We start from the raw sequence: 24,452 nt of genomic DNA, 5'->3' as shown, positions 1-24,452 counted from the left end.
GATTTCCTCCAAATCGAACGATCGCTTGCTGCGGGCGGGTTACCCTCAGCCTAAAACCAAGAGATGGTAGGCGCCCGTTCCCCGGCAAAGGTCGGGGCGCCTGGCACCGGTTTTCACGGATGTCGCACCGGCAAGCGACGACGTAACCCGGTGCACGGAGACAAAACGCACGAAGGATACGGAAGAGAGATTGGGGCGGGCGGTGGTTACCGGAGCAATAGCTCACACCCACCTCAGAGAAAGGTTAGCAAACCTGTTGCTTGGGCACGCCTCCGAAGAGGCTAGAGTGTCCCGAGTCGGGAGCGACAAACCCGACGAAGCGTACGTTGGTACGCGAGGAAGGTTGGAGCCCCGAATCCGGGTGCTCTAGTTCTCCTCGGCCTCGCCGGCCTCCTCAGCGAGACGCTGGGCTGCGAGCTCGGGGGTCAGACCCTTGTACTCTTCCTTGCGGCCCTTAGCACTGACGACGCGGACAACCTCGCCAATAAGCAAGAGCACGATGAAGATGACGATCATCGGGACCTTATCGCCAATCTCATCGACAGAGAACGGAATCAGCGTTGCAACGATAGCCAGAATCAGCTCGATGCAGGGAATAGCCAGCATGACCTTCATCATGGCGCCCTTAAACGGGAACGTAAAGATACGCTCACGGTTGGGGTCGTTCTTACGAAGGTTGAGGAATGCCGGGAACATCGGGATGTAGGTCAGCAGCAGGAAGACAACGGAGGTACCGAAGAGCATCCAGAAGACACCGTTGGAGATGGCGTCGATGGGAACCAGCTGCAGGCACAGCACCAGGGAGGCAACGATGGCGTTGACCAGGTTGGCGCCGTTGGGCATGTCGTCATCCGAGATCATCGAGGCGAAGACCTTGGGCATGTTGCCATGCTCGGCAGCATAGCGAGCAACGGAGTTGACGCCGAAGGACCAGGCAGCCATGTTGGCGAACAGCGTGATCAGGAAGGCGATGCAGATGACCTTAAAGATCATGGAATCGCCCACAATAGTCTGGACAGCGTAGATCATACCGTAGTCGGGATCGATGGAATCGGCCGACACAGCAGCGCCGATGCCAAAGCCAGCGAACAGGTAGATCACGGCGATGGACAGGCCGCCGACGATGATAGCCTTGGGGATATCGCGAGCGGGATCGGCCATATCGTCGGTCATGGTGCAGATGACCTCGAAGCCCATGTAGTTAAAGATGATGATCGACAGGTAGCCGAGCGCGTTGGTGTTGGTGAGCTCGGGCAAGAAGGTGACAGCGGACATATCGTTCGCAAAACCGTTCTCCATGGCGTACCAAATGCCCAAAGCGCCGACGATAACGGCAACGGCGACCTTGATGATGGCACCGCCGTTCAGGACCCACTCGGAGTCGGCAGCCTTGGAGCGACCCATAAGATAGACGATCCACACAAAGGCAAGGTCGATACCAATCTTGGCAATCAGATTGAACTCGACGCCAAAGACCATACCCAAAATGTCAGGGAACATGGTGGCCAGCGAGGCAATCCACAGCGGGTAGTTAACCCAGTAGTAGTACGAAATGCGGGCACCCCACTTGTCGCCCAGACCATCGCGTACCCAGTCGTAAATGCCACCCTCGCCGTCATAGGTAGTGCCGAGCTCGGCAGCGACCATGCCATAAGGGAGCAGGAAGGTCAGAATCAGGAAAATCCACCAGAAGAACTGCTGGTTGCCAATGGCAGCAGCAGGTGCGGCGGCCTCACAAACGAAGACGACGCAGATGATGGTCGAGATGACCGTCAAGAAGGAAAGCTTTTTCTTTCCGTCGCTCATGATGAGCTCCTTCGCTCAGTCTTGGACAAATCGAGGTCCTTAAGATATTAAGGCAATTGCCGGGCCTCGGTGAGCGGGCGACAGGAGACGAGCATCCGCCGCCCGCAGACGTGCTTCTACGATGAAGTTACGCGGTTTTACCAAACCGCGTAACGGCTCGACGCTGCAAACGCCCCTAAGCGGCAATCTGACGTTCAATCGTCGGTCGCGTACCGAAGTACGCTTCCCTCCTCTTTCACGTCACCTTGCTCGCTTAGGGGCGTTTTCGCCGACCTATGCTCAACCTACGATAATTCCAAGCTGAACGAGTTACTCGCTGTAGCGGGTAGCAATGGCGGCTTGTACCATGCCGGTACTCATGAGGTAGGTCACCAGGAAGTAGCCACCGTATGCTGCCAGGAAGATTGCACAGGTGAGGCCCACGGTGCCGCCGATGCTCATATTTCCGAATATGCTCACCAGCTCGATGATCACCTTAAGTGCCACAAAGGAGTGCGCCAAGCCCACTGCCAGCGGGAACAGGAAGAATACCGCTTGCTGCGCCATCACCGAATGGCGAATCTGGCGGTCCTCACAGCCGATCTGTGCCAGTACACGATAGCTGCGGCTGCCGTCGGCCACGTTGGAGAGTTGCTGGATCGACAGAATCGCCGCGCATGCAACGACCAATACAAAGCCGATGTAAATGGCTAGGTAGCTAATAAGACCGTTCATTTGCGCTGCCTGCGTGTACATCTCGGAGCGTGTGATAAAGATTCCCCACGACCCCGGCTCTTTGCCGTCAACGAGCAGATTGTCGAGCAGAGTGTATTTAATGCTCTCATCTGCCTCGGTCGTATCCATCCCCTGTTTGTAGTTAACGAGCAGGCTACTGGAATACGGCTGCAGATTAAGCTGGGACAACAGCTCGTCGGCAACGACGACGGTACCCGGATTACTGCCCATCGCCGAGTTGGCGATGGCCGCCGTATCTTCGTCCGACTTATCGGTTGCGGGCTTGAGCGTATGCCCGCCCAAGGTAAGGGCATGGCCGCCAGCCATATACTTGGTGTACAGGTCGACCAGCTCGCCGCCCATATCGCATGTGAGCAGATACTGGTCGTGACCGATGTGCACCGGCTCCTCGCCCATCATCTGACGCAGTTTGTTGTACTGGCTCGCCGGCGTCACAAACAGACCCATCGTATCGGCATTGCTACCCCCGAACGCCTTGGGAAGCTTTTCGCCCATGGTCTTGCACATTTCACTTGGGGTCACCGAAGGATTCGAGCCGCCAAGCGGGTAACTCAGATACGAATCGATCTGCACATGCTCGCCTGCAACATCGGCGATATTGACCTTCTTGCCGGTCTCGTCGTTGTTGTCCGTCGACTTGCCCTTACGATCGCCGTGCCATGAATCGCCGTGCCATGCGGAGTACAAATCGACCGTACTATCGGCCAGCACCATTCGATCGGCCTCAGACGGATTGAAAGACTCTTTGTAGAAGTCGAGCGTATCGGGCGTGTAATAGATATACGTCTGCGACATGTCGGCCGGATTATAGCGCTCCAGGTTTTCGTTCATCACGTTGGCAATCGACATACCGCACGTCACCGAGGTGATGGCCAAAAACAGGAGCATCGCGATGACGCCCATCGAAAAGCACACCGTGTTGACCTTGGCCGCAAGCTGGCGCACGGTAAACATGTTGAGGCCGCGCCAATACACGCTGCGCAGGCTCTGCAGCAGCTTGATGAGCATGCCCGAGAGTCCCCAGAACAGGGCAAAGGTGCCCACGGTAACCATAGCGGTCGTAATACCAAACTGGTTCATGGCCTCTTGCAGCTTGCTGTCCGTCGCGGTTAGCGGGAACCCATCACGTAGCAGACGGTAATAGGCCACGCCCACAAGCACCACGCCCACGGCAAAGATGGCAATCGCGATCCAGGGGTTGCGTGTCTTGATGCTCTCGTTGCGACGCTCGGCACCCATAAGCTCGATGAGTTTGGTACGACGCACGGCGCGAAGGTTCAGCAGTAGCGTGAGCACAAACATTACGAGCATGCAGGCAAGGGTCAGATTGAACGCATGCACCGAGAAAAAGAAGTGAAAATTGGCGATCTGTGTCTTAAAGAGCGAGGCCGTAAAGAACGTTATGAGCTGGGAGAGTCCCACACCCAGCACAATGCCGGCGACAAAGGCCACGACCGACACTATCACGGTCTCGAGCGCCATGATCGTGGCGACGCGCCCGCGCCCCATGCCGAGCACCTGGTACAGGCCAAACTCCTTCTTGCGGCGTTTCATGATGAAGTTATTGGCATACACCATCAAAAAGGCCATGACACCGGCCAAAAAGTACGTCAGGTCGCCGAGCATGCTGCCCATAACCTGCGCCAAGCCCTCTTCATCGATTCCGGCGATGTCGACCTGCATCGAGATGGTGTTAAAGGCATAGAAGACCGTGACGCCCAGGGTGAGCGTCAAAAGGTAGACGAGGTAGTCGCAGCCGGCGCGGCGGACGTTGCCCCAAGCGAGTTTACAGAGCATCGGAGCCCTCACCGCCCATCATGGCAACGACCTCCATAATGCGGTCGAAGAACTCTCGGCGGTCGGTGTCGCCGCGGCGCAGCTCGGTGAAGATCTTGCCGTCGCGGATAAACAGCACACGGCTCGTGTAGCTGGCGGCAAAGCTGTCGTGCGTGACCATGAGCACGGTGGCGCGCAGGCGGCGGTTGAGGGCCTCTAGGCTCTCGAGCAACAGGCGGGCGCTTTTGGAGTCGAGGGCGCCGGTAGGCTCGTCGGCCATGATCATGGTGGGGTCGGTGACGAGCGCGCGAGCCGCGGCAACGCGCTGCTGCTGGCCGCCGGACATCTGGTAGGGATACTTGTCGAGCACCTGACTGATGGACAGGCGCGCTGCCACATCCTGCACGCGGGTCGAGATCTCTGCCGAGTTTGTGCGGGCAATGGTGAGCGGCAGGGCGATGTTCTCGCGTGCCGTGAGCGTATCGAGCAGGTTGGAGTCCTGGAAGATAAAGCCGAGCTCCTCGCGGCGGAACTGCGAAAGCTTAGCCTGCTTCATGCGCGTCACGTCCTGCCCGTTGATGCGGATCGTGCCGCTCGTGGCGCTATCGATGGTCGACACGCAGTTGAGCAACGTCGACTTGCCCGAGCCCGAAGCGCCCATGATGCCAACAAATTCACCGCGGTTGACGGTAAAGCTGACGTCGTTGAGCGCACGGGTCACGTTGCCCAGCGCTCCATATACCTTTTCGAGATGCGCGACCTCCAGTACCGGGGTCGCCATGTGCGTGGTTTGCATACCGAGTCCTTTTTTGCGATTAGTCTACGGCATCTATAGTCGCAAGAAGACGAGTCGGCTACCATCGATATGGCTTACGCTTGCCTTACCGTTGTGTAAGGTACGGGTAGCTACCCTGCCGCGTGTTGATGTTGAGAGAGGACTCCTGTTGAAGACTGTTCATGTTGCCGCTGGGATCATTCGCAAGGAAGGATCTGACGAGCTGCTTGCCGTGCAGCGCGGCTACGGCGACATGCAGGGACTTTGGGAGTTTCCCGGCGGCAAGCTCATGCACGGCGAGACACCCGAAGACGCCGTGCGCCGCGAGCTCATGGAAGAGCTGCAGGTAAAAGTCACCAACCTGCGCGATTTCTATACCGTTGAGTACGACTACCCCGATTTCCATCTCTCCATGGAGTGCTACTACTGCTCACTGGCTAAAGAGTCTGGCGAGCCCCAGAAACACGACCGCCAGCTTGATATCCGCTGGATTCCGCGCACCTCGCTTGCCACGGTGGAATGGATGCCCGCCGACAAGGGGCTCATTGATGCTCTGATTGAGTTAAAGGAAGATCGGCTTGAGGCCAACAGCACTGCCAAAGATGCCATGGCCGCCACGACCGACGAGCCCGCTTCCAAGCCCAAACGCGCACCTAAGCGCCGTAGCAAAAAACGCCCCAAACCAGGTCTGCTCGACGGCATCGATACCTCAGACCTTTCCGCCGACGAGCGTGAACTGGTGCGCCGTCGCGCCGCCATCAAAAAGTCCATGAAGGGTAACAAGCGCGCCAACACCAAGCCCGAGCTGCTCGTACGACAGCACCTGCGCGCAGCGGGCCTTACGGGTTACCGCTTGGAATGGAAGGTTCCCGGCAAGCCCGACATCGCCTTCCCCGGCCGCAAGATCGCCATCTTCGTCAACGGCTGCTTTTGGCACCGCTGCCCCAAATGCAACCCAAGTCAGCCCAAGCGCAATGTCGAGTTTTGGGAGGCAAAGTTCCGTCGCAACGTCGAGCGCGACCGTGCCGCCGTGGCAGCGCTCACCGAAATGGGCTGGACGCCCATAACCATCTGGGAATGCGAACTCAAAAAGGACCGCATCGACGCCACGATGGAAAAGGTCATCGAACAAGTACGCGCTGCCGCACCGCAGCGCTAGGAACGAGCCGTCCACACGCCCCACACAGGCGAGCCACATCCGCACCACAAACCTTAGAAAGCCCTTAAGCTCAAAACCTTTCAAGAGTGTTACTCAATACCTCTGACCTGCAGTTTCATCGTAAAACCAAACCAGGTTAAGCCTTTCTTTAGCGCTTCTTTGCAGCAGCCGCGGCATAATACTGCCAACGCACGGGACCTAGCAGCATACCCCGAGCGCAATCTTTTGGTGGACATCGAGGAGGCCGCATAAGCATGCATTCTTCCAATGACGCAGCACAGCAGCCATCCCTAAAACATGCAAACCTTTTCTCCTTCCCCCGACACAGAGAAACGGCCTCCTCGACTCCCCAACTCCCAAACCCAAACGCTCTGCAGACCAACACCTCAACCTGCAGACATCCTTCGAAAAGCTCCAAGCATCCCTAGACAAGGCGTTCCCCGAACAGGCAAGAGCAATCTAAGCCCATCGCGCTTTATACTGATGCCATGCGAAACATGGATCACATAGAATTGCACCGCGGAGGACGCGAGGAAGCGTTTCCCGAGACCGCCGAAGACTGGCCCTATATTGCCGAACGCGCAGAATTCGCTCGCTATCCGGGCAATTCCGTCCCCTGGCACTGGCATTCCGAAGTCGAGCTTTTCTACATGGAGCAGGGAGCGATTGGCTATCGAACGCGCGCGGCTCATGAACACGTGCGCTTTGAGGAAGGGTCCGCCGGCTTTATCAACGGCGGCGTTTTGCACAGCACGCTGCAATCACCCAATTCGGCACCGGCCATTCAAATGTTGCATATCTTTCAGCCGTCGATGCTCGGCGATCCCGCGGGACGCCTTCAAAAGCGCTATATCAATCCTTTGCTGCAATGTCGAGGCGTCGATGTGCTCAAATGGTCGCCCACCAACCCCGACGATATGCCCTTTATCGATTTGCTAAAGAGTTCCTTTAACCACGACCTTCAACGGCCGCAGAACGAGATGGCGCTTCGGAATAGCTTGTCAGAGCTCTGGATTCAGATTTACGCCAAGGCCGAACCGCTCTTTTCCTCCGACAACGCCTCTTGGATGACCAACCGCGACGTACAGTTCAAGGCAATCCTGGACTATATCCGCGCAAACTATGCAGCCGCTATAGATGTGCCCCAGATGGCATCTGCAGCCGGCGTAAGCGAAAGAGAGTGTTACCGCATTATCGAAGCTTGCGCAGGAACGACCCCGGCGGCATATCTGCGCGCATACCGCGTAAACCGTGCTTGCGAACTTTTGGCACACACCACGCGAACGGTCCAGACAGTCGCGCGCCAATGCGGCTTTGCGACAGCAAGCCATCTTGGCCAGGTATTTAAAGAACAAATGGGGTGCACTCCTTCGAGCTATCGAGCAGCGAGGCAGAATCTCGATAGCACCAGGCAGAAATCCCGCTAGCCTTTCTTCTGTCACCGCATCAAACTTGCAGGCAAACAACAGAGAGGAGCAACCATATGAAGCACTTTGACCATATCGTATTTGACGTTGATGGGACATTGGCAGATACAGAAGAAAGCGTGCTGTCATCGCTTGGCCAGATTATCCAAGAAGAAACCGGCAAAACGCTCCCCCGACACGAGCTTGAATTTGCCCTCGGCATACCCGGCAAGGATGCCCTTGAGAAACTTGGAATCTACTCGCAGGCAACGTTGAATCGCTGGTGCCAAGTTGCTGCCAGCTTTAAAAGCACCATCAGCGTGTTTCCAGGCTTGCTTGAAGTCATCGCAACACTCGCCAACAACGGCTGCAAACTTGGCATCGTCTCCTCACGTGCGCGCGACGAATACACAGACGAAATTGCACCCCTTGGCTTCGATAAGTTTTTTGAACACATCATCCTTGTCGAAGACACAACCGAACATAAACCCGCACCCGCTCCCATGCTCGAATATCTCCGGCGTACGGGCGCGAATCCTGGCAACGTCGTCTACGTTGGCGACACCGTCTACGACGAACAATGCGCAACTTCGGCAGGGGTCAGTTTTGCCAGAGCGGCATGGGGATCACACCAAGACATCCCAAACGCCACCTACAACCTCAAAACCCCCAACGACCTACTAACCCTAACAACCAAATAACCCCCGAGCCTAACCCTTTCAGCCCCAACACCACAAGGGCGACGACCTCGAGTAGGTCAACCTGGGAGGGACGAGGGCTTAGTTCCCCAATCTTTCCGCAGGGGGCAAAAAGCAACGTCTTATTTTTCCGACACTAACGCCACAAGGGCGATCGAGCAGGACGGCTTGGGCGGGTCCCGTACTTAGTTTCCAAAATCATTCCGCAGCGCGAAGGCTTCTTATTATTTTCAGACCTAACGCCACAAGGGCGACGACCTCGAGCAGGTCAACTTGGGAGAGACGAGGGCTTAGTTCCCCAATCTTTCCGCAGGGGGCAAAAAGCCTCGCCGCACGAAGTGCGCAGCGAGGCTTTTTGCATGCCCGAGGACGATTGGGGAACTAAGCCCTCGTCCCTCCCCGGGATATGTAGCGAGTCGGAGTACCCTTGCTGTTACTCTGCTTTGCCCACGGAGTTGAGGTTGGTCATGCGGATCTTAACCAGTTCGGTGATCTCGCGCATGCCCTCCTTGGCCGGCTTCTTGGGATCGAAGCAGGCGGGGTTCTCGGCCATGTAGGCCATGAAGCCCTTGGTGTAGGCCTGACGCAACTCGGTAGCGTAGTTAACCTTGCAGATGCCGTTCTTCACAGCCTCGGCGACCTGCTCATCGGGCACACCGGAGGTGCCGTGCAGGACCAGCGGCACGTCGACGGCGTCGCGGATGGCCTTGACCACGGACTGCTCGATGTGCGGATCGCTCGTGTACACACCGTGGCTGGTGCCAACGCCAATAGCGAGGGAGGTGCAGCCAGTGCGCTCGACGAACTCCTTAGCCTCGGCAGGATCGGTGTAGGGGCTCTCGCCCTCAACCGCGGGGCCGTCGTCCTCCTTGCCGCCGACCTTGCCGAGCTCGGCCTCGACAGGCACGCCCATGGCGCGGCCAGCGTCGGCGACGGACTTGGTCAGGGCGATGTTGTCCTCGAAGGACTCGTGCGAGCCATCGATCATGACGGAGGTGTAGCCAGTGCGGAAAGCCTGCATGCAGCGGTCATAGCCATCGCCGTGATCGAGGTGCAGAGCGACGGGCACGGAAGCGCGCTCGGCGGCAGCCTTGACCATGCCGTAGAAGTAGTCCAGACCAGCGGTCTTGATGGTGCCCGGGGTGGTCTGCATGATGACGGGGGACTTGGTCTCCTCGGCAGCGGCCAGAACGGCCATAACAAACTCGAGGTTCTCGACGTTGAACGCGCCGACGGCGTAGTGGCCGGCCTGAGCGTCCTTGAGCATCTTTTCGGTGGTAACAAGTGCCATGAGCGTTTGCTCCTCTCCCTCGCCCGCATCTGGACATCGGGCGTAGTTGTTCACAAGGCGTTTTACCTTGCGTTTTACTGCGCTCATTGTATGAAAATCGATGGTGTCGCACGCATGAGATATCACCGGCACACAGGTCAAGACACTCGTTTTTGAAAAGCAAACGGAAGAGATTCGCACCGGATTCCTCTATACGACATTGAAGTTTTCAAGCGAATCATCTTTCTTTTATAGAAAAGATAAGTAATCGAAAGGCGTTTTCTTACTAAAAAAGAAAATGAACGAAAATGGATTCAACACAATTCCTGCAAATTTATGTTGAGAACGGAGCAGCTATGGCCCATGTAACAACCCGAGCCTTCGCCGATGAGCGTCGTGCCGCCATCATGGAGATGCTTGAGCATAACGCCTCGGTACAGGTAGCAGAAATCGCCCAGACCTTTGGCGTGTCCTCCGTCACCGCCCGCGCCGACCTGGACGCGCTCGCCGAAGCAGGCAAGCTGCGCCGCACACATGGTGGTGCCGTATCGCTCCATAAACGCCTGACCGTCTCCACGCAGGATCGCCGCATCAATGTCAATGTCGCCGCCAAGCAGGCCATCGCGCAAAACGCCATCGAGCTCGTCAATGACGGCGACACGCTGCTCGTCGACTCGGGCACCACGGCGCTCGAGTTCGTCCGGCTCCTCGATCAGCGCAACGGCATCACCGTTATCACGGCCGACATTACCATCGCCGATTATATTGACGAGAGCATGCCCTCGGTCGATGTCGTCATGCTGGGCGGGGCACTGCGCAAAGGTCATCGCTATCTGTACGGCCCACTTACCATGCAGGCGCTCCAAATGGTCCACGCCGACCTTGCCGTCATGTGCCCCGGAGCTTTTGTTCCCAGCTGCGGCTTTACGACCGACTTTCCGCAGATGGCCGAGACCAAAGCGGCTATGGTCGGCACCGCCCGTCAAAGCGTCGCCCTCATGGACGCCAGCAAGGTTAACGGACGCGGCATGTACCGCTTTGCCGAGCTGACCGATGTCGACACCATCGTGATGGACCGTGATCCCGATGGCGCCGTCGCCACCTCAATCGCCGAGACCGCCGACGACGCCCGCCCAAATCTCGTCATCGCCGGCGCTTAAACAAAAACCACCACAAAGGTACTTGTCCCCTTTGTGGTGGTTGTGATGGTTGAGCGTCAAAAGTGAACGTGTCGCTACTTGGAAAGCTCGTCGGCGAGGGCCTCGATCTGAGCGCGCGAGGCGTCGTTGAGCGAACCCAGGACGGTCACCTTGTTCTGCGCCAGGGTGATGTCCTTCATGCCCTCGAGCTCCTTGGTCATAACCTTGGCAGCTGCAGGCGCCCAGGAACCGGCCTCGACAAGCGCCACGGTACGGTTCTGGTAGGCGTGCCCGGCAAGCGTATGGATAAAGGTGCTCATGAACGGGAAGATCTCGCCCTGATAGGTGATGGAAGCGAGCACCAGGCGGTCATAGCGGAACGCATCCTCAACGGCCTCGGCCATGTCGTCGCGAGCCAGGTCAAAGACGGAAACCTTCTGGCCGCGGGCCTCGAGCGCAGATGCGAGCTCCTCGACGGCAGCCTTCAGATGGCCATACACGCTCGCATAGGCAATCGTGATGCCCTCGTCCTCGGGCTGATAGCTCGACCAGGTGTTATAGGTGTCGAGGTAGTAGCCCAGATTCTCGGTAAGAACAGGACCATGGAGCGGGCAGATGATCTGGATATCCAGATCGGCAGCCTTCTTAAGCACGGCCTGCACAAACTTGCCGAACTTTCCCACGATGCCAAAGTAGTAGCGGCGAGCTTCGCAAGCCCAGCCTTCCGGGTCCTCGATGTCGTTAGCACCAAACTTGCCAAAGCCGTCGGCACTAAAGAGCACCTTGTCGGTGGACTCGTAGGAGAAGATCACCTCGGGCCAGTGCACGTTGGGGGCGCCGACAAACGTTAGGCTGTGACCGCCCAGATCGAGCACGTCGCCCTCTTTGACGACCATCTTGCGCTCGGGGTAGTCGGTGCCAAAGTAGTTGACCATCATGCGGAAAGCGCCCATGCTGGCCACAATCTGTGCCTGGGGATAGCGCTCCATAAAGGCGGCGATACCGGCGGAGTGATCGGGCTCCATGTGATGAACAACCAGGTAGTCGGGCGTACGGCCATCAAGCACGGCCTCGAGGTTGCCGAGCCACTCGTCGACAAAGCCGGCGTCGACCGAATCGGCGACAGCGATCTTGTCGCCCAAGATAACATAGCTGTTATATGCCATACCGTTCTCGGACACGTCGTACTGGCCCTCGAACAGGTCAATGTCGTGATCGTCGACGCCAATGTAGCGGATATCCTTGGTGATCTCCATCAGGCAAAGCCTCCTAGATAGACAAAAGAGCCCGTCTATCATAGCACTCGGCTACATCCCAACAGCTATCTACCGACATCCTTACTGATTGTTATTGATGTTCAACATATCACCGTTGACCTGCGAAAACTATGCGCGCGGTGCCGCCGTACTATGTCGAACGATGAGCTGACCGGGAATACGAATGGCAACGTTTTTGCCCGTTGCCCCCGCCTTGGGAACCGCGTGCTCGAACACCTCGCGTCCACGCTGATGCAAATCGAATCGCACGGTCGTGAGCTCGTTGTGTGCCACAAAATCATCGAGCGAATCGTCGACACCCACCACGCTCACGTCCTCGGGCACGCGCAGACCGCTATCGCGCAGCGCGGCAATCGCGCCATTTGCCATCTGGTCGTTTGCCGCGTAAATCGCCGTCATGGTGCGATCATGCTCGGCCAGGTACCTGCCGGCCTCGTAACCGCTGTTGGCAGACCAGTCGCCCTCGAGCGGCTCTACCGGCTCGATGTGTTTACGCTCGAGCGCATCCTGCCAACCGGCGCGACGAAATTGCTCGTCGACCGAGAACGACGGGCCGCCAATATAGCGAATTTGCTCGTGCCCCAGCTCAAACAGGTGATCCACAAGCAATAGCGAGCAGCCGTAATGGTCGGAATCGACCGTGGTCACCCGCGGATGCGCATACATGGTAACGATGACCGTGCCAATGCCCGGCAGTGGATCAAACGTCTCAAAATCGGGCGCCATGCGACTCATGCCGATGATGATGCCGTCCACGGGCAGCGCGGCCATACGACGCGTGGCCTCGGCAAGCGAAAACTCCTCGGTCTTGGACATCTCGACCAGCGTGATGGCGCAATTATGCTCGCGAGCAGCGCTGGCGATGCCGTCGATCATTGAGAGGTTGCCAAACTTGGTGACATCGTTGATGCATAGGCCGACCGAATGGTAACGGCCGTCGCGCAGCGAGCGACCGGCATAACTCGGACGAAAGCCGAGCTCTTGCATAGCGGCCTGCACGCGCTGGCGCGTCTGCTCGTTAACGTTGGGCAAGCCGTTGGCGACGCGCGAAACCGTCTGCTGCGAAACGCCGGCAGCGCGGGCGACGTCGGCCATGGAGACCGGACGCGTACCTGCATCGTTGGACGGGCGCCTTGCCACAGGATCACCTTCACCCTTGCGAGATCTGAATAGCGTGCATGCCGGCCCGGGCAGAAATACATCCCGCGCCGAGGCCTGCTATCGTCGGACGCATGTTAACGTACTCTACTTTTTCTATCTGCATCTCTTCTGCTTTATAAGTCCATACAGCAGTACCGTTCACGGCTGTTTTTCTACCGATTACCAGATTCTCAAAAAGTGACAAACGTTGTGTTATGAGTACGTTAACATAGCCCACAACGTGCGGCATCGTGAACACTTGGTTCATTCCGCTTCAAGTTGTTAACGTACTCATAACGACGCAAAACTCCCCGTGCGCGCCAAGGAAAGGACTCCCATGACCACCCCCGACGAAAAGACACTCGCCACGCTCACCAAGCTATTTGAGGAGGAGTTTGGCCCCATTGGCGACCGCCAGGTGCTCTATGTGCACGCGCCCGGTCGCTCCGAGATCAGCGGCAACCACACCGACCACGAGGGCGGCCACGTTATCGCCGGCTCGCTCGATGTCGCCGTCGACGGCATCGCCGTGACGACCGATACCAACAAGGTTCGCGTTGCCGACGAGGGTTACCCCACCTTTGAGATCACGCTCGACACGCTGGATGTTCAGGAGTCCGAGAAGGGCACGTCCGCAAGTCTCGTTCGTGGTATGGCACACGAGGTCGCAGCACTGGGCGTTGAGCCCCAGGGCTTTGACTTCGCCTTCACCTGCTCCGTCCCCTCGGGCGGCGGCCTTTCCAGCTCTGCCGCCGTCGAGGCCGCGTACGGTCGCGCCATGGAGACGCTCTGGGGAGCACCCGCCATCGAGCCCGTCGCGCTCGCCCAGATGAGCCAGCGCACAGAGAACAACTATTACGGCAAGCCCTGCGGTCTGATGGACCAGGCCGCTGTGTGCCTGGGCGGCCTCGCCTACATGGACTTTGAGGACCAGGCTCAGCCTAAAACCCAGAAGCTCGAGCTCAACTTTGAGGATCACGGTTATGCGCTCGTGCTCGTTAAGGTCGGTGCCGACCACGTGGCCGCCACCGACGACTACGCCGCCGTTCCGCGCGAGATGCAGGACGTCGCTGCCGAGTTTGGCAAGGCACGCCTGTGCGAGGTAAACGTGGCGGACTTTGACGCCAAGCTCCCCGAGCTGCGCGCCAAGCTGGGCGACCGCGCCTGCCTGCGCGCCGTTCACTACTGGTACGAAAACGGCCTGGTCGACAAGCGCTGGGCTGCCCTGAACGCCGGAGACATCGATCAGTTCCTGGTCCTGACGCGCGAGTCCGGCGCCAGCTCTGCCATGTACCTACAGAATGTCGTTGCCAAGCTGGGCTCCGAGCAGCCCTCCATGTATGCCCTGGCGCTGGCCGAGCACGTGCTCGACGGCCGTGGCGCCGTCCGTATCCACGGTGGCGGCTTTGGTGGCACCATCCAGGCCTTCGTGCCGCTCGACCTGGTCGACACCTTCATTGCCAAGATGAACGGCTGGCTGGGCGAGGGCTCTGCCCGCCACTACGCAATTTCTGACAAGGGGGCTTACGCGGCATGGCTGTAATGACTGACGTGCGCGAGGCCGCGCAGGGCTTGATTGAGTATGCCATCCATCGATCGATGATCCGACAGGACGATCGCATCTGGGCCTACAACACCATTTTGGAGTGCATCGGCGCCACGGGCCCGGCGCTCGACATGGCCTGGGCGCTCCAGGTCGAGAAACTCTCGCTCTTGCACCCCGATACCCTGCCCAACTTTGACCTTGAAGGCACACTTGCCGCGCTTGCCGAGGCGGCTGTTGCCAACGGTGCTGCCGAGGACACGGTATCGGGCCGCGACCGCATCGCCATGCGCATCATGGGCGTGCTGATGCCGAGGCCTTCGGTTGTAAACGAGGAATTCAACGGCCGCATGGGCGTCAACGAGCCCCGCGCCGCGACTGATTGGTTCTACGGCCTGTGCTGCGACGCCGGCTACGTGCGCCGTGCCGCCATCGCGCGCAACATCAAATGGAGCACCCCCACCAACTGGGGCGACCTCGAGATTACCATCAACCTGTCAAAGCCCGAAAAGGACCCGCGCGATATTGCCGCGGCCGGTGCCGCCAAAAACACGGGCGAGAAGTATCCCGCCTGCCAGCTCTGCATCGAAAACGAGGGCTATCCCGGACGCTCCGCTGCAGCCGACGGCGGCGCCCATCCCGCCCGCCAGAATCTGCGCGTTATCCCCATTAAGCTCGACGGCGAGCGCTGGGGCTTCCAATACAGCCCGTACGCGTACTTTAACGAGCACTGCATTGCCATGAGCTCCGAGCATCGTCCGATGCACGTCGACCGCAAGGGGCTGACCTGCCTGCTCGACTTTGTCGACCTGTTCCCGCACTACTTTATTGGCTCCAACGCCGACCTGCCCATCGTGGGCGGCTCGATTCTGTCGCACGACCACTTCCAGGGCGGCGCGCACGAGTTCCCCATGATGCATGCCGCCGAGGTCTCGCAGTTTAGCGTGCCCGGTTTTGACCAGGTCAGCGGTACCGTGCTGCAGTGGCCGCTCTCGGTGCTGCGCCTGCGCTCGCATGACCGCGCTCAGCTGCTCGACGCTGCCGAGAAGATTATCCTCGCCTGGCGCGAGTGGACCGATGAGTCTGTGGGCGTCATCGCGTACACAGCCGATGGCGTGGCGCACAACACCGTGACGCCCGTCATCCGCCGCGTCGACTCTCGCGGAAATGCCGGCGGCGAAATCTACGAGGCCTACCTGGCGCTTCGCTGCAACATCACGACCGACGAGCATCCGCTGGGCGTGTTCCACCCGCATGCCGAGTACCACCACATTAAGAAGGAGAACATCGGCCTGATCGAGGTCATGGGCCTGGCCATTCTTCCGCCGCGCCTGGTTCCCGAGCTCGGCGCTGTCCGCGAGCACCTGCTGGCGGCCAAGGTCGATGCCAGCTACGACCTTGCTAGCGCGCTCGAGGGCGATGATCTATGCCGCAACCACGCCGCATGGGCCGAAGACGTTTTTGCCCGCCGCGCCGACGAGCTTACGGCAGACAACGCCATCGATATCCTGCACGAGGAGGTCGGCGTGGTGTTTGGCCACGTGCTCGACAACGCCGGCGTCTTTAAGTGGGACGAGGCAGGACGTGCCGCCCAGCAGCGCTTTATCGACTCGCTGTAGCACGCGAGCTCGAACGCACGCACTTAACAAATAGCGCCTACACGACAGCGGCGCCCGCCGGCAACATCGCCGACGGGCGCCGTTTTCTGATGCAAGGGTAGCTAATTTGCACCAAAACAAGGAGTTTTCCAAACTGCCGGCAGAGAAGGAACGCCCCCAGGTTCCGACCTAAACCCCCACATTATTCGATGGAAAAACGTGGTTGCCTCCCACATTATTCGATGGAAAAACGTGGTTTACTCACACATTTTTCGATGGAAAGACCAAGACAGTCTTATACTAACCATAATCGTTAGGGGGCAGTATGCAGCGACAGCTAATGGACGAACTCATCGCTTGGAAATCTAGGGCAAACCGCAAGCCCCTCCTGCTTAAGGGGGCCCGCCAGACGGGAAAAACCTGGCTTCTCAACGAATTCGCAGGGCGGCAGTATCAAAACGTCATCCGTTTTGACTTTATGCTCGAACCGGGCGCACGCTCGCTGTTCGACGGAAGCCTTGACCCCAAACGCATCATCTCCCAGATAGAGCTCCTGCGCGGCCAGACCATAACGCCGACAGACACGCTCATCATCTTCGACGAAATCCAAGAGGCACCGCGTGGCATCACCTCGCTCAAATACTTCAACGAGCTGGCGCCGGAATACCATATCGTGGCAGCCGGCTCCTATATGGGGCTCGCGCTCCGACGCGAAAACGAGTCGTTCCCCGTCGGCAAGATCGACCAGCTCACCATGCGCCCCATGGGGTTTGTCGAGTTCGTTCGTGCCGTCGATGGCGATCCGCTCGCAGATGCCATCCTTGCCGCAGACATGGACCTGCTCGCAAACGTTTCCGAAAAGCTCGAGCGCCTGCTCAAGGAATACCTCGTTGTCGGTGGCATGCCAGAAGTTGTCTCCGCTTTCGCCGCCTCCCACGATTTCATCGAGGCCCGCAGGCTTCAGCAGCAAATCATCGAAGCTTATGAATCCGATTTTGGCAAGCATGCGCCAGCCCGCATCGTCGAGCGCATGAGGCTGGTTTGGAAATCCCTTCCCGGCCAGCTCGCAAAGGAAAACAAGAAGTTCGTCTACGGCGCGCTTCGTCCCGGGGCGCGCGCACGCGATTTTGAGGAAAGCCTCCAGTGGCTCATGGACTATGGAATCGTTCATAAGGTACCACGTGTTTCCGCCCTAAGAGCACCGCTCACAAGCTACGAGGATCTCTCGGGCTTCAAGCTGTTCTGCATCGACACCGGCATCCTCGGAGCACTCTCCAGCCTCACGCCAGCCATTGTTCTGAACGGGCCCGCTGTTTTTACGGAGTTCAAAGGCTCGCTGACCGAGCAATACGTCGCACAGGAGCTTTTGCTCCAAGGCAAAACTCCCGCGTATTGGTCATCCTCCTCCGGCAATGCAGAGACTGACTTTGCCATCGACCATGCGGGGACCGTGCTTCCGCTCGAGGTCAAGGCGGCAGAGAATCTCAAAGCAAAGAGCCTGAGGACTGCCTGCGAGAAGTTCAAACTCGGGCGCTGCGTGAGAACATCGTTAGCGGCATATAGAGACGAAGGCACGCTCGTCAATATTCCGCTCTGGGAGATTGGGCAAATCGACAAGCTGGCATAGGCGCTGTGGAGGGGGTGCCCCGTAAGGAGTGTCCCAAACTGCCGGCAAAAAAGGAACGTCCCCATCTGCCGCATTCCCGAAGCAAGGCAACACCGATGTCTTGGCAACGGCAGCGAGCGGGCCGCATTTGAGACAAGGTGACGTGAAACGAAAGGGCGCTGACCTTCCGGTCGCGCCCTTGAAGTTGAACGTCAGATTGTCCAAATGCGGCCCGCGCAGCGTCGGCCGGTTACGGCGTTTGTAAAACGCCGTAACCCTAAAGCTCCGTGACCTCAACGCTGTCGTAGACCTCGTCCCAGCGATCCATGACCAGGTGACCGGTCTTGGGATCCATGGCGTTGAGCTTGCCGCAGGTATTGGCAGTCTTAAGTACGGTGATATCGTCGGCGCTGGCAGCAATAGCATGCGCAAAGCCGGCGATGGTCGAGTCGCCGGAACCCGTTGCGTTCACAGCCGCAATCGCGGGCGTCTTGGCGCGGAACGCGCGACCCTCATGGAAGCCCACCGAACCGGCAGTGCCCATCGAAACGACAACCCAGGGGATACCGGCAAAACGGTCATCGGCGGCAAGCGCCTCGCGCAGGGCATCGACATCATCGGTCGTAAAGGACGTACCCAGTAGGCCGTTAATCTCGGTCAGGTTGGGCTTTACGAGCTCAGGCTTAGCGTCGGACTCCAGCGCGGCCTCCAGCGATGCACCCGAAGTGTCGAGCAGCACCTTGGCGCCCGCCTCCTCGGCGATCTTGACGAGCTCGGCATAGTAGCCGGCATCGACGCCACGCGGCAGCGAGCCCGAAAGCGTCACAACGTCCGCCTTCGCTGCAAGCTCGGCAAACTTGGCCGTAAAGGCCTCGAGCTCGGCCGGAGCGATCTGCGGGCCGCTCTCCAGCAGCTCGGTCTGATTACCCTCGTGCAGAATATTCAGGCAAATGCGCGTCTCACCGGCGATGGGCACAAAGTCGTTCTTGACGCCGTCGGCATCCATAAGCTCGGCCATATAGGCACCCATGTGTCCGCCGAGCAGACCGGTCGCGAGCACATCGTCGCCCAACTGCAGCAGCACACGGCTCACGTTGAGGCCCTTGCCGCCAGCGGTCTTTTCGGGCGTCACACGGTTCACGTCGTCGATGATCAGCTTGTCGAGCTGATAGCGCGTATCAATCGACGGGTTCATGGTAACGGTCAGAATCATGTTGAACTCCTGTTCCGGGGCGGCATAACCCGCCCCAAACATACGATAGCTCGTTAAAGGATTTCGATCTCAAAGCCGCGGGTGACGGTCTCTCCCGGCTTGGCCACCAGGCAGCCGCGCTTGTGCTCCAGAATATCGTCCTCGTCGGAGCAGGTGGACAGGCCGCCCCACGGTTCCACGGCCACAAAGTCGCCCTCGGGCTTGCTCCACACAATCAGGTATGGCATATCGGGGAACGTCAGGCGCACGCCCTTGTCCTCGGTTTTCTTGGTAAGCGTAACCACGTGGCTCTCGAGCACGTCAAAGATGGTCTCTGCGAAGTCAAAGAGTTCGTGGGTCAGCGGCAGGTCATGGCCAACCATCGGGTTCTTGCTGCGATGCTCAACATCAATCAGGCCCGTCGAGGGAACGGCAGTACAGAGCTCGGCGGCCTCGCGCTGCTCAAAACGGAGCTCGTAGTCGTCGTAGGACTCGCCCTCGTCAAGCGGGCACTTAAAGCCAGGGTGACCGCCCACAAAGAACGGCATGTCCTCGGTGCCCTCATTGGTCACCTCGTACGACACGGCCACCTTCTCCGCATCGATCGTGTAACGAGCAACGATCTTAAACGGATACGGGTACTGCTCGAGCAACTCGGCATGGTCGGCAGAGCTTAAGCTCAGCACAACCATGTTGTCGCTCTGCTCCTCGAGCTTCCACTCCTGCTTGCGCGCAAAGCCGTGGCGGGCGAGCTTTACCTCGCGGCCGCCCATGGTCATTGCGTGACCGTCACGAAGGCCACCGCAGATCGGGAAGCAAATAGGTGCCTGGCCCGACCAGACCGCCGGATCACCCTGCCACAGGTACTCACGGCCGTTGGCCGCAATAGAAGTGAACGACCCGCCCGCCGTGCTCAGTGCTACGCGGATAGAACCGTTATCAAGAACAAACTCCATAGGAGCCTTCCCTTTCTTACGACAGCCCGCCAAGTCAATAGGGCTGATAGAAAACCGGCCCGCGCCCCCTCACAGAAACGCGAGCCGTCAACGGACTAGTTAATTACGCCGGATACCCGCTAATCATGGTATTCGCCGCGGTCCCACTTCTCGAGGAACTCGTCAAAGAAGTGCGGGTCAGCCTGAGCCTCGGCGTCGGCCTTATTGCAGGCGTCGATCTTGGCGATCAGGGCGTCGTGTTCGGGAGTCTTCTCGTAGGGCTCCTCCAGGAAGGCAAGCATGATATCAGCCATCAGGAACTCGCCGGTGATCTTGCCACCAAAGCCCACGATGTTGGCGTTGAGCTCGCGACGGGCATACAGGGCAGAGGTCATGTCGCGGACCAGGGCGCAGCGGGCGCCGGGAACCTTGTTGACGGCGTTGGTGATGCCGATGCCGGTGCCGCACAGGGCCACGCCAAAGTCGGCCTTGCCGCTGGCAACAGCCTCGCCCACGGCCTTGCCATAGATGGGATAGTGCGTACGGGTGTGGCTGTAGGTGCCGCAGTCGAGCACCTTGTAGCCAGCCTGCTCCAGGCGGTCGGCCAGATAGATCTTCTCGTCCGTAACGATATGGTCGCAACCGATTGCGATGGTCTTCTTCATCAGAACGTCCTTTCGTCTGAATTCACAAGTTGAGGTAGAAGTTCGAGTTCTCGGTGGCTCTCGTTAGGCCATCTTGTTGAGCATGTCGACACGGATCTGGTGACGGCCGCCGGCGTACTGGGCACGCAGGAACTCGCGGGCGATCTTCTTGGCGACCTCGGTGCCCACAACGCCCGGGCCCATGGTGACCATGCGCGAGCCGTTGTGCTCGCGGGTCATGTAAGCGGAACGCTCGTCGGAAATGTTGGCGACGACCATGCCCTTGATCTTGACGGCGGCCATATAGGAGCCGACGCCGTACTTATCGAATGCAAAGCCCTGGGAATCCTTGTGCTCCAGCAGGTCCTTGGCAACGGCGGTCGCGGAATCGACAAAGTCCGCGGCAGGGGTCTCGGAATAGTCGACGACCTCGTGACCGTCGGCGATGAGCATCTCCTTGATGGACTCCTTCATCGACATACCGTCGGCATCGGAAGCGATTACAACCCTCATGACATCCTCCTTGAGAGATACGCAGGTGCGTAGTTTCTGTTTGGAAGTGTTGAATCGCGTTCAGGTCCGGGCATCTGAATGTGCGGTTCTTCACTGTTCGTGTTTATTTGAACACATTCGAACACCGACTGCAAGAATTATTTGTTTGTCTTTGTTCTTTTTTGAACAAATACCGTTCGCGGATGATTGCTGACCGTTTGGAATCGGGGAAAGCCCGCCCTGCCACGTATTCAACAAACAAAAGGGCGGCCGAGAACGTGTCTCGGCCGCCCTTCGGCGGTATTCCCCGGTATATACAGCTGTTTTAGCTACTCGGACTGCCCGCCCTTTTTGGCGTGCTTGGACGGAGCGCTCAGAAAGCGACCCGTCAAATAGTTCGCCGGGCCGGAAATATCAATCCCCAGCAGGGTGTGCCCCAGCCACAAAAACGCCGCGAGCACCAGCAATGGAATCACGCACGAGGTCACGATCATCACGATGACGCCTTCGATAAGGTCGGTCACCTGCTGCACGATCTCGTCGGTCATCTGCTTGGCACCACTGGTTACCGACGTGACCAGGCTTGAGGCACCGTCGGCAAGCTGCTCAAGCACGTTCTTGGACTCTGTGGACTCGGTCTTTTTCTTGCTTGCTTTGGAGCTATCACTATTTGCCGTACCCGCAGCGTCGGCCGCCTTTTGCTCGGCCGCTTCGATGCTCACTCGATACGTTTCGTCGACCTTTTGCGACACCCATACGCTTGCAGGCACCAACGCCATGCCGATCGTGGCGACCACCAGCACGCGAGTCGCCACGCGGCGCAGGACGGCGCTCGTGCTCCAGCGCCCGTGAATGCCGAGCGACACCGCAAGGAGCACCAGCGCAAACGGGATCAGGATGCCCAGGCCAACCGACCACAAAATGGTCAGCAGGTATTTCTCGAGGTAGAGCACGGCAAGCACGATGCCCAAGTTACCCGAAAGCTGCGCGAGCTGCTCGGCAACCGGCGTTCCCGTATCGCCCGGCAGCGCAGTGATACCCGCAGATAGGGCGACGCACGAGGTCGTGAGCGCCAAAACATTGCCCTTCTTTTGATCGATGACCTCGATGGTGGAGTCCCAAGTCTTGGTATCGGCGAAATGCGGACGAGCTACAAAGCCCGACAGCAGCGCCAGTACCACGAGCGCAACGATAAAGCCAATCTGCAGCTTTTTGTTTGCGCACACGACATCGGACAGACTGGGCTGCAGCTCGGTTACCGTCGTGTGCTCGGTTATCTGGACAGGACGCCCATGAGCCATCTCGTGCGCGTCTCTTTTTTGTATTGCCCCGTTATCCGGCATTTGGATACCTCCTCAGTCCGGGGCTTAATGCGAAAGGAAGTATACCCACCGAGCAAAAAACGAACGGGAAGACGAACAGAGCGCACCAAGACTGTCCCCAATGACTATCTCCGGATGAGTTGCGGTGGAATAGGGATTGTTTTGCGCCCGTCGGCCCCTATTCAGTCCCTATTTCACCGCAACTTGGAGGAGGACAGAAAAAGCCCTGCCGCGGGTAGCGGCAGAGCTTTTGGAAGGGGACTTGGTTGTGAGGGCTCGTTAGGCGAGCTTGGCCTCGAGCTCGGCGATGCGCTTGTAGGCATCGATGGTAAAGCGGGCCTGCTTCTCCAGGATCATAGTGGTCATGAGAGTGTCCTGAGCGTGAGCCATGATGAAGGTCATCTCCATCTCGCCACCGCCGGCCTCCTGCGAAAGCAGCTTGGTCTGCGTGTCGTGGGCGCCGATAAGTGCATCGCTGGCATCCTTGTGCAGCTGTTCGGCCTTCTCAAAATCGCCCTCGCGAGCAGCATCGAGCGCTGCAAGCAGATCGGTCTGGGCGTCACCTGCGTATGCGACAATCTCGAATCCAACCATCGAGATTTCTTCTTTGGTTGCCATATTGCGTTCCTTTCACATATGAACCAATGGAGAGCATCGCGTCCGGGCATACGCGCTGCGTTCTGTATGACAGAAACATTAACATTCAAACAAAAAAGAACAGCGCAAAACGCAATTTCAAGCTATGAACGGTCACTTTTCGCCCGTGAACGGTTTTTAAACCAATCTGAACAATATCGAACACAGTTAGTGACAACCCAAACAGGACCGCACCCTAACGCAAATCGCGCACCGTATCGCCCTCTACGAGCACACCGGGGATCAGCATGTGCTCCACGCCAGACGCACCCCCATCGGCGCCGGCAATCTTGTCGACCGCCCACATGCCGACGCGCTTGTTGTCAAAGCGCACCGTGGTCAGGCGACGGTCGGGCACGATATCGCCCAGACTATCGTCAACACCCGCCACGCTCACGTCCTGGGGCACGCACTTCCCGCGCGACTCGAGCCCACGGATACAGCCATATGCCATGGCATCGTTGGAGGCATAAATGGCCGTGCAGGTCGGATCATCCGCCAGAGCCTGGCCTGCGGCATACCCGCTCTGTGCCGTCCAGTCGCCGCGCACGAGCTGCGGGGGCTCAATGCCATGCGCGCGCAATGTCTCGCGCCAGCCTTCCTCGCGCCGCATGCCCGAAAGCGAGCGCTCGGGGCATGAGATAAAGTGCACAGTCTTGTGCCCCCTCCCCAGCAAATACTCGACCACCTGGCGCGAGCAATCGAACTGGTCGTTATCGACCGTTGAACAGAGCGGGTGCTCCAGCATGGTAACGAGCACCGTCTGCATGCCAGGTAGCGGCTCGAAGGTGCCAAAGTCCGCCGGCATGCGATTCATGATCACAACCATACCGTCCACTGGCAGTGCGCTCATGCGTGACGATGCGCTCTCGAGGGTATACGGATGCCCGTCTACTTTAGTGAGGGTGATGGCATAGCCGTGTTTGTCGGCCGCGGCGGCAAAGCCCTCCATACGGTCGAGGTTGCCGGTGCCGGTAATGTTGAACATGGCGACGCCGACGGTCTTAAACTTACCGCGGCGCAGCGATCGACCGGCAAAGTTTGGGCGATACCCCAGCTCGCGCATGGCGGCACGCACGCGTTCCTTGGTCTCGGGGCGCACGCTGGGCGAATCGTGCACGGTGCGCGAGACCGTCTGCTCCGAGACGCCCGCGAGACGCGCCACATCCTTAACGGATACCGATTTTTTAACAGCGGCCATAGGTCGATCTTTCTATGTCAACGATGCCATTGATGGCACCTTGCGCAGTCATTTTTACCGCCTTCAAGTATATCCAACGCCTCCCCCACCATACGCTCACCA

At 58.7% G+C, this 24,452-nt stretch carries 21 protein-coding genes; 7 read left to right on the top strand and 14 right to left on the bottom strand.

The genetic code is table 11. The features are described from left to right. Window positions 1-366 precede the first annotated feature (366 nt). From I2G40_RS01600 to I2G40_RS01590, 3 genes are all read right to left on the bottom strand, one after another. Window positions 367-1,806 carry an APC family permease gene (locus I2G40_RS01600; RefSeq protein ID WP_195543958.1) on the bottom strand — a complete coding sequence of 480 codons (1,440 nt, stop codon included), beginning with the start codon at window positions 1,804-1,806 and terminating at the stop codon, window positions 367-369. 309 nt (window positions 1,807-2,115) lie between these two features. Next, window positions 2,116-4,338: an ABC transporter permease gene (locus I2G40_RS01595; protein ID WP_195543957.1), complete on the bottom strand. Its 2,223-nt coding sequence runs from the start codon at window positions 4,336-4,338 to the stop codon at window positions 2,116-2,118. Then, window positions 4,328-5,113, bottom strand: coding sequence for an ABC transporter ATP-binding protein (locus tag I2G40_RS01590; RefSeq protein WP_006234847.1), 786 nt, complete (start codon window positions 5,111-5,113; stop codon window positions 4,328-4,330). Before I2G40_RS01590 ends, I2G40_RS01595 begins: the two co-directional genes overlap by 11 nt. 148 nt (window positions 5,114-5,261) lie before the next feature. On the opposite strand from I2G40_RS01590, the gene vsr reads away from it, so the two are divergent. The 3 genes from vsr (at window position 5,262) to I2G40_RS01570 (ending at window position 8,358) form a co-directional block, all read left to right on the top strand. Continuing rightward, entirely contained in the window at window positions 5,262-6,251 is a 990-nt protein-coding gene (vsr, locus tag I2G40_RS09560) for a DNA mismatch endonuclease Vsr (RefSeq protein ID WP_229090597.1), read from the top strand. 497 nt (window positions 6,252-6,748) lie between these two features. Beyond that, window positions 6,749-7,678: an AraC family transcriptional regulator gene (locus I2G40_RS01575; protein ID WP_195543956.1), complete on the top strand. Its 930-nt coding sequence runs from the start codon at window positions 6,749-6,751 to the stop codon at window positions 7,676-7,678. 56 nt (window positions 7,679-7,734) lie between these two features. Then, on the top strand, window positions 7,735-8,358 hold the full coding sequence (locus tag I2G40_RS01570; protein ID WP_195543955.1) for an HAD family hydrolase: 624 nt from the start codon (window positions 7,735-7,737) through the stop codon (window positions 8,356-8,358). Between the two features lie 430 nt (window positions 8,359-8,788). Here the strand turns inward: I2G40_RS01570 and I2G40_RS01565 are convergent, their stop codons facing one another. Further along, window positions 8,789-9,646: a class II fructose-bisphosphate aldolase gene (locus I2G40_RS01565; RefSeq protein WP_022095149.1), complete on the bottom strand. Its 858-nt coding sequence runs from the start codon at window positions 9,644-9,646 to the stop codon at window positions 8,789-8,791. A gap of 335 nt (window positions 9,647-9,981) precedes the next feature. On the opposite strand from I2G40_RS01565, the gene I2G40_RS01560 reads away from it, so the two are divergent. Beyond that, on the top strand, window positions 9,982-10,785 hold the full coding sequence (locus I2G40_RS01560; RefSeq protein WP_195543954.1) for a DeoR/GlpR family DNA-binding transcription regulator: 804 nt from the start codon (window positions 9,982-9,984) through the stop codon (window positions 10,783-10,785). 74 nt (window positions 10,786-10,859) lie between these two features. On the opposite strand, the gene I2G40_RS01555 is transcribed toward I2G40_RS01560, so the two are convergent. The 3 genes from I2G40_RS01555 to I2G40_RS09555 all read right to left on the bottom strand — a co-directional run bounded on the left by I2G40_RS01555 (window position 10,860) and on the right by I2G40_RS09555 (window position 13,449). Beyond that, a complete protein-coding gene (locus I2G40_RS01555) occupies window positions 10,860-12,020 on the bottom strand; it encodes an FprA family A-type flavoprotein (RefSeq protein ID WP_195543953.1) in 1,161 nt (386 codons plus the stop codon). Between the two features lie 129 nt (window positions 12,021-12,149). Then, the gene (locus tag I2G40_RS01550; RefSeq protein WP_195544019.1) at window positions 12,150-13,136 is read right to left on the bottom strand and encodes a LacI family DNA-binding transcriptional regulator; all 987 of its coding nucleotides are present in this window, start codon (window positions 13,134-13,136) and stop codon (window positions 12,150-12,152) included. Window positions 13,137-13,191: 55 nt separating this feature from the next. After that, complete coding sequence (locus I2G40_RS09555; protein ID WP_229090596.1) at window positions 13,192-13,449, bottom strand: hypothetical protein; 258 nt, start codon at window positions 13,447-13,449, stop codon at window positions 13,192-13,194. 69 nt (window positions 13,450-13,518) lie between these two features. Here I2G40_RS09555 and I2G40_RS01545 point away from each other — a divergent pair, with 69 nt between their 5' ends. From I2G40_RS01545 to I2G40_RS01535, 3 genes are all read left to right on the top strand, one after another. Beyond that, on the top strand, window positions 13,519-14,724 hold the full coding sequence (locus I2G40_RS01545; RefSeq protein ID WP_195543952.1) for a galactokinase: 1,206 nt from the start codon (window positions 13,519-13,521) through the stop codon (window positions 14,722-14,724). Then, on the top strand, window positions 14,715-16,343 hold the full coding sequence (locus I2G40_RS01540) for a UDP-glucose--hexose-1-phosphate uridylyltransferase (protein ID WP_195543951.1): 1,629 nt from the start codon (window positions 14,715-14,717) through the stop codon (window positions 16,341-16,343). The genes I2G40_RS01545 and I2G40_RS01540 overlap by 10 nt, the downstream gene beginning before the upstream one ends. 319 nt (window positions 16,344-16,662) lie before the next feature. Further along, window positions 16,663-17,949, top strand: coding sequence for an ATP-binding protein (locus I2G40_RS01535; RefSeq protein WP_229090595.1), 1,287 nt, complete (start codon window positions 16,663-16,665; stop codon window positions 17,947-17,949). Between the two features lie 256 nt (window positions 17,950-18,205). Here I2G40_RS01535 and I2G40_RS01530 read toward each other — a convergent pair whose 3' ends face one another. From I2G40_RS01530 to I2G40_RS01500, 7 genes are all read right to left on the bottom strand, one after another. Further along, complete coding sequence (locus I2G40_RS01530; RefSeq protein ID WP_195543949.1) at window positions 18,206-19,141, bottom strand: hexose kinase; 936 nt, start codon at window positions 19,139-19,141, stop codon at window positions 18,206-18,208. Window positions 19,142-19,194: 53 nt separating this feature from the next. Next, entirely contained in the window at window positions 19,195-20,076 is an 882-nt protein-coding gene (locus I2G40_RS01525) for an aldose 1-epimerase family protein (protein ID WP_195543948.1), read from the bottom strand. Between the two features lie 119 nt (window positions 20,077-20,195). Then, window positions 20,196-20,720 carry a galactose-6-phosphate isomerase subunit LacB gene (gene lacB / locus I2G40_RS01520; RefSeq protein WP_006234831.1) on the bottom strand — a complete coding sequence of 175 codons (525 nt, stop codon included), beginning with the start codon at window positions 20,718-20,720 and terminating at the stop codon, window positions 20,196-20,198. A 63-nt stretch (window positions 20,721-20,783) separates the two neighbouring features. Further along, window positions 20,784-21,212, bottom strand: coding sequence for a galactose-6-phosphate isomerase subunit LacA (lacA, locus tag I2G40_RS01515; protein ID WP_006234830.1), 429 nt, complete (start codon window positions 21,210-21,212; stop codon window positions 20,784-20,786). 308 nt (window positions 21,213-21,520) lie between these two features. Further along, window positions 21,521-22,492: a hypothetical protein gene (locus tag I2G40_RS01510; protein WP_138113293.1), complete on the bottom strand. Its 972-nt coding sequence runs from the start codon at window positions 22,490-22,492 to the stop codon at window positions 21,521-21,523. 300 nt (window positions 22,493-22,792) lie between these two features. Next, a complete protein-coding gene (locus tag I2G40_RS01505) occupies window positions 22,793-23,131 on the bottom strand; it encodes a PTS lactose/cellobiose transporter subunit IIA (protein ID WP_055252615.1) in 339 nt (112 codons plus the stop codon). A 214-nt stretch (window positions 23,132-23,345) separates the two neighbouring features. After that, window positions 23,346-24,350, bottom strand: a complete 1,005-nt coding sequence (locus tag I2G40_RS01500) for a LacI family DNA-binding transcriptional regulator (RefSeq protein WP_195543947.1) — start codon at window positions 24,348-24,350, stop codon at window positions 23,346-23,348. Window positions 24,351-24,452 lie beyond the last annotated feature (102 nt).

Source organism: Collinsella aerofaciens, from assembly GCF_015558785.1.
Taxonomy (GTDB): Bacteria; Actinomycetota; Coriobacteriia; order Coriobacteriales; family Coriobacteriaceae; genus Collinsella; species Collinsella aerofaciens_P.
Note: the sequence above shows the minus strand (reverse complement) of the source record. Positions and strands in the feature narration are given on the sequence as shown.

Bases quoted from the DNA above. Each gene is read 5' to 3' on its own strand.
- lacA (WP_006234830.1), bottom strand. From the start codon at position 21,212: ATGAGGGTTGTAATCGCTTCCGATGCCGACGGTATGTCGATGAAGGAG.
- lacB (WP_006234831.1), bottom strand. From the start codon at position 20,720: ATGAAGAAGACCATCGCAATCGGTTGCGACCATATCGTTACGGACGAG.
- I2G40_RS01560 (WP_195543954.1), top strand. From the start codon at position 9,982: ATGGCCCATGTAACAACCCGAGCCTTCGCCGATGAGCGTCGTGCCGCC.
- I2G40_RS01505 (WP_055252615.1), bottom strand. From the start codon at position 23,131: ATGGCAACCAAAGAAGAAATCTCGATGGTTGGATTCGAGATTGTCGCA.
- I2G40_RS01545 (WP_195543952.1), top strand. From the start codon at position 13,519: ATGACCACCCCCGACGAAAAGACACTCGCCACGCTCACCAAGCTATTT.
- I2G40_RS01525 (WP_195543948.1), bottom strand. From the start codon at position 20,076: ATGGAGTTTGTTCTTGATAACGGTTCTATCCGCGTAGCACTGAGCACG.
- I2G40_RS01550 (WP_195544019.1), bottom strand. From the start codon at position 13,136: ATGGCCGACGTCGCCCGCGCTGCCGGCGTTTCGCAGCAGACGGTTTCG.
- I2G40_RS01500 (WP_195543947.1), bottom strand. From the start codon at position 24,350: ATGGCCGCTGTTAAAAAATCGGTATCCGTTAAGGATGTGGCGCGTCTC.
- I2G40_RS01540 (WP_195543951.1), top strand. From the start codon at position 14,715: ATGGCTGTAATGACTGACGTGCGCGAGGCCGCGCAGGGCTTGATTGAG.
- I2G40_RS01555 (WP_195543953.1), bottom strand. From the start codon at position 12,020: ATGGAGATCACCAAGGATATCCGCTACATTGGCGTCGACGATCACGAC.
- I2G40_RS01570 (WP_195543955.1), top strand. From the start codon at position 7,735: ATGAAGCACTTTGACCATATCGTATTTGACGTTGATGGGACATTGGCA.
- I2G40_RS01590 (WP_006234847.1), bottom strand. From the start codon at position 5,113: ATGCAAACCACGCACATGGCGACCCCGGTACTGGAGGTCGCGCATCTC.
- I2G40_RS01575 (WP_195543956.1), top strand. From the start codon at position 6,749: ATGGATCACATAGAATTGCACCGCGGAGGACGCGAGGAAGCGTTTCCC.
- I2G40_RS01535 (WP_229090595.1), top strand. From the start codon at position 16,663: ATGGACGAACTCATCGCTTGGAAATCTAGGGCAAACCGCAAGCCCCTC.
- I2G40_RS01600 (WP_195543958.1), bottom strand. From the start codon at position 1,806: ATGAGCGACGGAAAGAAAAAGCTTTCCTTCTTGACGGTCATCTCGACC.
- I2G40_RS01595 (WP_195543957.1), bottom strand. From the start codon at position 4,338: ATGCTCTGTAAACTCGCTTGGGGCAACGTCCGCCGCGCCGGCTGCGAC.
- I2G40_RS01510 (WP_138113293.1), bottom strand. From the start codon at position 22,492: ATGGCTCATGGGCGTCCTGTCCAGATAACCGAGCACACGACGGTAACC.
- I2G40_RS01530 (WP_195543949.1), bottom strand. From the start codon at position 19,141: ATGATTCTGACCGTTACCATGAACCCGTCGATTGATACGCGCTATCAG.
- I2G40_RS09555 (WP_229090596.1), bottom strand. From the start codon at position 13,449: ATGAACCAAGTGTTCACGATGCCGCACGTTGTGGGCTATGTTAACGTA.
- I2G40_RS01565 (WP_022095149.1), bottom strand. From the start codon at position 9,646: ATGGCACTTGTTACCACCGAAAAGATGCTCAAGGACGCTCAGGCCGGC.